Source organism: Brevibacterium picturae (assembly GCF_030453725.1).
GTDB classification, from domain to species: Bacteria; Actinomycetota; Actinomycetes; order Actinomycetales; family Brevibacteriaceae; genus Brevibacterium; species Brevibacterium sandarakinum_A.
In genome coordinates this window covers 1-6479 of record NZ_JAKDJU010000168.1, presented here as the reverse complement: position 1 = coordinate 6479, position 6479 = coordinate 1, and the positions used below count along the sequence as shown (strand labels likewise).

Below are 6479 nucleotides of genomic sequence, written 5' to 3'. Positions count from 1 at the left end.
CGTTCGCGCCGCCTTCGCTCAGCCACTGGGCGACCATATGCTGAGTCGGGACGCTCGTGCAGGTGTCCATGGTCTGCTTGGCATTGATGACGAGGTTGCGGATCTGTGGGTCGATGTCGACCCACCCGATGCGCAGACCCGGTGCGACGAACTTGGAGAAGGTACGCACGCCGAAGACGAGTGGGTCGTTGGGGCTGAGATGGCTGAGCGAGGGGATGTCCTCGCCGGAGAAGCGCAGAGTGCCGTAGGGGTTGTCCTCGAGAATCACCGAGTTGTGGCGATGGGCGAACTCGAGGAGCTTCTCGCGGCGTTCGCGTGACATCGTCACCCCGGCCGGGTTCTGGAATGTCGGGATCGTGTAGATGACCGACGGTGCTCGTCCGGCCCGCGCGACGAGCTCGTCGAGCTGATCGACCTGCATGCCCTCGTGGTCGACGGGGACCTCGATGACCTCGGCCTCATAGCTCATCGCCGTTGCGGAGCCGTTCGTGTAGGTCGGAGATTCGCAGAACACGAGGTCTCCGGGGCTGACGAAGAGTTTGAATCCCAGGTCGAGACCTTGCATGCCGCCCGAGGTGATGACGAGTCGTTCGCGATCGCCGAAGTGCTCGTTCGGGATCTGAGACGTGTCCTGCAGATAGTTCAGCAGAGCGTCGATGAGGACCGGCTCGCCCTGGGTCTCGCCGTAGGTGAAGCTCTCCGGTGAGAAGACGCTCTTGGCGATGCGCGCGAATTCGCTGGAGGGAAGCATGTCCGGGGCCGGTGCGCCCATCCCGAACTTCACAATGTCGTGCGTGTAGGAGGCCAGCAGCGTGGTCGAGGAATCGATGACCGATCCGACGAGGCCGTCAGCGCGAGTGGCGAGCGGCAGAGCCCGGCTCGATGAGGATGATGGTGCGGGTGAACTCACGGTGGACATGACAACCTCCAGCAGGCGTGTGCCCCCGGACCTCGACGTCACCGGCGATGTTCAGGAGCAAGGTGCCCGAACGACGGTACTAGTAGTGAACTCAGCATAGGTACGACAAGCTCGGCGGGGCAAGAGGCGTGGCTGGGTCGGTGAGTCGCAGGGGCTGGGTCGGTGAGTCGCAGGCGGGCGTCGGGCCACCTCGGCGAGTGCTTCAGCGCTTGTACGTCAGTACGTGGCGACGATGAGTTCGACGATCGCCTTCGGGTATTCCGGGCTTTCCAGATCTGCCCCATGGAGGTAATCGGGTGCTTGGACGAGTCTGGCTCCGGCTATGCCTCGGGCCATCTGCCGTTGCAGTTCGCTGCCGAAGATCGGATCTCGCGTTCCACCGAAAACCAAGGTCGGACAGGTGATATCGGCAAGAATGCTGCTGTTGTCGACCTCGAGGAGCCCCTGCAGCAGACGGTGTAAGCGATCAGGATCTTTCGGTCGAGTCACCGCACCGAGGATCGGCTTCAGCGCCGGTGCCGCCCAGTGGAAGCGTTCGGCACTGCAGTAGGTCTTGACTGTGGTGTCCCACCCGAATTCTGCCCACTGACCGTTGCCGACCATCGTCAACCAGCCTTCGATGACGTCAGCGGCATCGGCGTCGATCTTGTGTGAGGTGGAGGCCAGCACCAGGGCGCGGACCAGATCGGGACGGTTGGCGGCGATCAGCTGTCCGATCGGGCCACCCGCGGAATTGCATTCGAGGATCACCGGGCCCAGATGCAACCGGTCCAGCGCCTCGATGTAATCCCGAGCGTGATCGGCGATGGTGTAGTCGAGGGGAATGTCCTCACGTCGGCTCATGATGTACATGTGCTGATGAGGTGCGCGACGGCGATAGAACCAGGCCATGCTTCGCGCTGCATCATACGCAGTCGAGATCCCGTCCCCGGCCCCTGGGATGGTGACGAATGGCGTGGGCCCGCAGCCCAGCTCAACAGTGGGCATGAGTGAGCCGTTGCTCAGCTTCAGCTTCGTCTTCTCGAACGTCGGCATTGACGCGGCGCTTCCTTTCGGAGCGGTTGTGAGGTGACCTCAGTCATCGGTGGCTACGATCCCACGGGACGTGTCGTGGGTAAAGGGGCGCAGCGGCTCATCTGGCCCCGACCGCGCCAAGGCCCGGGATATTGACCGCGTCGTCGTGACCCGATGAGCGGGGCTGATGACGGTCGCGTCATGGTGACCCAGTAGACTAAGGCCGTAATGACATCCCCCTCTTTCACTTTGAGGTGAACAACTCTCATGCCAGCAATCGTTGTCGTCGGCGCTCAATGGGGCGACGAAGGTAAAGGTAAAACGACCGATATCCTCGGCACCAGCGTCGACTACGTGGTCAAGCCCAACGGTGGGAACAACGCAGGCCATACGGTTGTCGTCGGCGGTGAGAAGTACGAACTCAAACTTCTGCCGGCAGGCATCCTCTCGCCCAATGTCACCCCGGTCATCGGCAACGGGGTCGTGGTCAACCTTGAGGCGCTCTTCGAAGAGATCGAGGCCCTGGAGACTCGTGGCGCGGACACTTCCAAGCTGCGGATCTCGGCCAATGCCCACCTCGTCGCTCCTTACCACCAGACTCTGGACAAGGTGACCGAGCGGTTCCTGGGCAAGCGGGCCATCGGCACCACCGGCCGCGGAATCGGCCCGGCCTACATGGACAAGATCGGGCGCCTGGGAATCCGTGTCCAGGACATCTTCGACGAATCGATCCTGCGCCAGAAGATCGAAGGCTCGCTGCGCCAGAAGAACGAGTTGCTGGTCAAGGTCTACAACCGCAGGGCCGTCGACGTCGAAGAGATCGTCGATTACTTCCTGCCCTTCGTCGAGCGCCTGCGCCCCTACGTGGCTGAGACCGAGCAGCTGCTCAATGACGCGCTCGACCGTCACGAGGTCATCGTCATGGAGGGCGGCCAGGCCACCATGCTCGACGTCGACCACGGCACCTACCCGTTCGTGACCTCGTCGAACCCGACTGCAGGCGGCTCCTGCGTGGGGTCCGGCATCGGACCGACCCGCATCAACCGCGTCGTCGGCATCGTCAAGGCCTACACCACGCGCGTGGGTGCCGGCCCGTTCCCCACCGAACTCTTCGACGACATGGGCGAGTACCTGCAGAAGGCCGGGGGCGAGTTCGGAGTCAACACCGGACGAGCTCGCCGCTGCGGCTGGTATGACGCGGTCATCGCCCGCTACGCCGCCCGAGTCAATGGCTTCACCGACTACGTGCTCACGAAGCTCGACGTGCTCACCGGCATCGAGTCCATCCCCGTCTGCGTGGCCTACGAGGTCGACGGAGTCCGACACGACGAGATGCCGATGTCGCAGACCGAGTTCCACCACGCCAAGCCCATCTTCGAGTACTTCGACGGTTGGAGCGAGGACATCACCGGGGCGCGGACCTTCGAGGATCTTCCTGAGAACGCGCAGAAGTACGTGCTCGCTCTCGAGGAGCGCTCGGGCTGCCGGATGTCGGTCATCGGCGTCGGTCCCGACCGCGAGCAGTCGATCGTGCGGCACGACCTGCTGGACTGAGCGTCTGACGGACAGCAATGATTTTCCCATCGGCGGTGATCTTCTCTATGGAAGTCACCGCCGATGTGCTTGCCTATTCGATGCTGATATCGGCTGTGAACGGTGAGGCAGAAACACGATACCGGCACTGTTCCCACATGCCGATATCCTCTACTGCAGGCTCAGCGAACTCATCTCATTTTCGCAAGATTCGTTGAGAACATGCCTTGTTGACTGCTAGCGTCGAACGCTATGTTCACTACCCTGTTCGCGCCGAGGCGGACAACAGCTTCCTCGTCATCGAATCGTCCGATGCGAATGCCCGTGGTAACCGCGGTCGCACTGATGACTCTCATATCGACGACCGCCTGCATGCCCGACATCGACCGCAACGAAGGCTTTCCTCCACCACGGGTCACTGCCATTGCCGCGGGTTCGCCCGGAGGCGGACTCGACCTGGCGGCCCGAATGACGAAGGATGGCCTCGAAGCCGCAGGAGTCGAGAGCCTGATGACTATCGAGAACATGGGCGGCGGTGGCGGCAATCCCGCCAGAGCGGCGGTCCTTCAGCGTGAGAACGACGGGACCAGTGTGGTCTTTGAATCCAACCGCGTCTTCCTATCCCACATCACCGGGACGACCGAAATGTCACTCAATGACTTCACTCCCATCGCCCAGCTGACCACCGACTACGAAGTCTGGCTGGCCAAGACGGGATCCGAGTTCGATTCTCCCAACAAGGTCCTCGACAGCGTCAAGGACGATCCGAAGTCGGTGAAGTTCGGCATCGGCACCGTTCCCAGCGATGATCAGCTCAATGTTCTTCGCCCGGCCAGCGAGTACGGGATCGAGGATCTGGCGTTGTTGAATCTGGTGGCGTTCTCCGACGGAGGCGACCTCAACAATGAACTTCTGGGCGGTCGTATCGACGTCGCCTCAACGGGGCTCTCGGAGGCAACGGAACTCATTGAGTCCGGTGATGTCGAAATCATCGCCGTAGCAGCGCCGAAGCGACTCACGGACGGCCCGGCCGAAGGAGTGCCGACCTGGCACGATCTCGACATGGACATCACCATCAACCACTGGCGAGGAGTCTTCGGCCCAGCAGGCATGTCAGACGAGGCCGTCCGCTGGTGGCAGCAGTCCCTCAAGAGCAGCGTCGAGTCTGAAGAGTTCCGCGGTCAAGCCGACGCCCTGGGCATCGATCCGGCTTACATGCCGGGTGACGATTGGTTGGAGTCGGTCATCCTGCCCGAAAGGGAAGAGTCGACCGAGGTGCTCGAGAAGGTGGGATTGGCGAAATGACGGGCGAACCGACACAGACAGAATCTCCTGACCCATCCGAGGGCACAGCAACCGACAGCATTCGGCCTGACAATGCGTCGCTTGCCCAGATGGGGTCGGAGACCGCGAGCACCACCATGTCAACGGGGATCGCTTCGGTGCTTCTGGTGGTGATCGCCGTCTTCTATCTGGTCAACGCCGTGCTGCTGCCTGATGCCGAGACCGAGGAAGGGATCGGGCCCAAGACCTTCCCGGTCGTCGTAGCCATCGTCCTGGTCTGCACGACGTCGCTCGGTGTGCTCACGCTGCTGCGCAGGCGCGTCGAAGTGCGGGCGGTGTCGAAGACGGAGCTGTTGCGAGTTGCAACCTGCATCGTGCTCTTCGTCCTGTTCACTGCATCGATCTTCCTCATCGGATTCGCCGAGGCGGCCGCCATCTTCTCGGTGTTGACCACCGTGCTCGTCTTCGGCGTGAGACCTACCCTCAAACGCGCGGTATGGCTGCTGTTCGTGGGGCTGATCATCGGGCTGGTGCTCTTCCTCGTCTTCGACGTGTGGCTGAACGTACTGCTGCCCGTCGGCTGGATCGAATACCTGCTGTTCGGAGGGGTCAACCTATGAACTCGTGGACCGATCTGCTGGGTGCCCTGGGGGCGCTCTCCAGCTCGCCGACCCTGCTTCTCGTCATCCTCGTCGGCGTGATCCTCGGAACCGTTGCCGGCCTGCTGCCCGGGGTGGGACCTTCGACGGCCATCGCGCTGCTCCTGCCCGTGGCGATCACCATGCCGGCCGAACTTTCCCTGCCGCTGATGGTATCCCTCTACCTCGGCGCCGAGTACGGGGGCCGGATCTCGGCTATTCTGCTCAACATCCCGGGCGACCCCGGAGCGATCATGACCACCCTCGACGGTCACCCGATGGCGCTCAAAGGCAAGGCCGCCACGGCGCTGTCGATCTCAGCGCTCGCTTCGTTCCTCGGCAGCCTCCTGGCCTTCCTCGGGTTGGCATTCATCGCGGGTCCGATGTCGGAGCTGGGACTGGCGTTCGGCCCGGCCGCATACTTCGCCGTCGTCGTCATGGCACTGGTACTCAGCGCCACACTGGTCGGCAACGCTCCGATGCTCGGCCTGACCGCCGTCGTGATCGGTGTCGCGATCTCGACGGTCGGCATCGAACTCCAGTCCGGCCTGCCAAGGTTCACCTTCGGGACCTTCACCTTATTGGAAGGCATCGATCCGATCGTCGCGATCATCGGCGTCTTCGGCGTCGGTGAGATCCTGGCCAGCACCATGATGGGAAACTCTGGTCAGAGCATGACTCGACTCAGCGGTCGATTCTTCCCTACCGGGAGTGAACTCAAGCAGGGAGCACTACCGGGGCTGCGCGGCTCTGTCATCGGATTCGTCTCGGGAGTGCTGCCCGGGGCGGGCACAACGATCGCCGCGTTCTTCTCCTACGGTGTGGAGAAGCGACTGGCACCCGCCTCGGCGGGAATGGGCAAGGGGGCTGTGCGAGGACTCGTCGCACCCGAGGCCGCCAACAACGCTGCCGTCTCGGGATCCATGGTTCCGTTGCTGACTCTGGGCATCCCCGGATCGGGGACAACCGCGGTGCTGCTGGCGTACCTGATGATGTACGGACTCAATCCCGGGCCCGGATTCTTCGATGCCAACCCTGCCCTGGGGTGGAGCATCATCGGAGCACTTCTGATCAGCGCCGTCCTCGGCGTC

General features: G+C 62.7%; 6 protein-coding genes. 4 read left to right on the top strand and 2 right to left on the bottom strand.

The features are described from left to right. Positions 1 to 919, bottom strand: a 919-nt coding sequence (locus L0G76_RS13165; protein WP_304357632.1) for an aminotransferase-like domain-containing protein, incomplete at its 3' end; no start/stop codon positions are given. Positions 920 to 1135: 216 nt separating this feature from the next. Continuing rightward, positions 1136 to 1954 carry an alpha/beta fold hydrolase gene (locus L0G76_RS13160; protein WP_304357631.1) on the bottom strand — a complete coding sequence of 273 codons (819 nt, stop codon included), beginning with the start codon at positions 1952 to 1954 and terminating at the stop codon, positions 1136 to 1138. 246 nt (positions 1955 to 2200) lie between these two features. On the opposite strand from L0G76_RS13160, the gene L0G76_RS13155 reads away from it, so the two are divergent. The 4 genes from L0G76_RS13155 to L0G76_RS13140 form a co-directional block, all read left to right on the top strand. Beyond that, positions 2201 to 3487, top strand: coding sequence for an adenylosuccinate synthase (locus L0G76_RS13155; RefSeq protein ID WP_304357630.1), 1287 nt, complete (start codon positions 2201 to 2203; stop codon positions 3485 to 3487). Between the two features lie 324 nt (positions 3488 to 3811). Continuing rightward, positions 3812 to 4771, top strand: a complete 960-nt coding sequence (locus L0G76_RS13150; RefSeq protein ID WP_304357629.1) for a Bug family tripartite tricarboxylate transporter substrate binding protein — start codon at positions 3812 to 3814, stop codon at positions 4769 to 4771. Further along, the gene (locus L0G76_RS13145) at positions 4768 to 5370 is read left to right on the top strand and encodes a tripartite tricarboxylate transporter TctB family protein (protein ID WP_304357628.1); all 603 of its coding nucleotides are present in this window, start codon (positions 4768 to 4770) and stop codon (positions 5368 to 5370) included. Before L0G76_RS13150 ends, L0G76_RS13145 begins: the two co-directional genes overlap by 4 nt. Beyond that, positions 5367 to 6479 (top strand): tripartite tricarboxylate transporter permease (locus L0G76_RS13140; protein WP_304357627.1); only part of this gene is annotated, 1113 nt, incomplete at its 3' end. The genes L0G76_RS13145 and L0G76_RS13140, both read left to right, overlap by 4 nt.